The following is a 1,570-nucleotide window of genomic DNA, read 5'->3' on the forward strand; positions in this document are numbered from 1 at the left end:
TGGCAAATCGCCCCGTATTTTGCAAGGTCCAAAATCTGACCGTAAAGAACTGGACAGACTGGGAAAAGCCTTAAGAAACTGGGAGTCGTGTGAAATTACTACTTTAAATTACAAAAAAAACGGGGAGGAATTCTGGATCAACTTCACTGTATCACCGGTCGCTGATAAAAATGGATGGTATACACACTGGATTGCTATTGAACGTGATGTTACAGAAGTTAAAAATGAACAATTAAAAAAAGAGCTGATTAGTCAAATAGGGGACGTATTTAATCTCACTACTGATTTATATCAAACACTTCAGGAACTTACAAAGCTTGTTGTCTCTATAGGTAACTTTTCATTCAGCGAAATTTGGCTTCACAGTAATCAAAAAAATAAATTACGTCTATTTTCCTCCTATGCTTCTACCCGTGAAGGTGAGCAGTTTTATTCTTATTCAAATAAGCTTTTAGAAACTGATTTTGGCCAGGGACTTCAGGGGTTGGTTTGGAAAGCAAACAGCCCGTTATTATGGGACACAACTAAAATCAAGAATATATTTCTGAGAAATGAAGCTTCAAAAAAAGCAGCGATCAATTCTGTATTAGGCATCCCACTTATAGGTCAGGAAGCTCAGGTAGGGGTTTTGCTACTGGGTTCAACACAAGATGAAAATTTTCTAAAAAAATTTGAACCTGTTTTAACCGAACTTGGAATATTTATTGGGACAGAAATTAAAAGAAAACGGCTGGAAAGTGACTTACATCATTTATTTGAGGCCCTGCCTGATTTAATTTGTCTCGCAACTTTTGATGGAACTTTTTTAAAAATCAATAAAGCGGGATGTGATCTTTTGGGCTATCAGGAGGAAGAGTTATTGGGAGCCAACTTCAATCAATTTGTCCATCCTGAAGATATTGACATTTCTGCAAAAGCGATACAGCAACTTCAGGAAGGTGAAACCATTTTTAAATTTGAAAACCGATATATCACAAAAAAAGGAAAGACCCTCTGGTTGAATTGGAATTGCAACTGCATTCCTGAAGAGGGGGTGATGTATGCAACAGCTATAGACATCACTGACGAGAAAAAGCTGCGTGAAGTGGTTTCCAATGCATCAGAATTGGCAACCATTGGAGGTTGGGAAATTGATCTGACAACAGACAAACTAACCTGGTCTGACATTATTTACACTATTTATGAAACCACCCCAGATGTATACACACCGGAACTTTCAAGTGCTATTGCGTTTTTCAGGGAAGATTTTAGAGACCAGGTGGCAGCCACTGTTCAAAATGCCATCAATAAAGGTGCGCCTTTTGAATTTGAAGCGGCACTCATCACATTTAAAGGCAATGAAAAGTGGGTTAAAGCCATCGCCAAGCCTGAAATAGTGAATGGTATTTGTGTTAGGATATTTGGAAGTTTTCAAGACATCACAAAAATTAAAGAAACAGAACACAGACTTCAATCTATCACCAATGATTTACCGGGCGTCACTTTTCAATATTATATGTATCCCGACAGGACCGATGCTATGGTATCAGTAAGTGAAGCATCTCATAAAATTTGGGGGTTATCACCGGAA

1 protein-coding gene is annotated in these 1,570 nt (G+C 38.0%); it reads left to right on the forward strand.

What is annotated here, in order from left to right; translation table 11 throughout:
* A partial coding sequence (locus AACY61_RS13530; protein WP_339612111.1) for a PAS domain S-box protein occupies positions 1–1,570 on the forward strand: 1,570 nt, incomplete at both ends.

Origin of the sequence: uncultured Planktosalinus sp. (assembly GCF_963973675.1) — a bacterium.
In the GTDB taxonomy this organism is placed as follows: domain Bacteria; phylum Bacteroidota; class Bacteroidia; order Flavobacteriales; family Flavobacteriaceae; genus Planktosalinus.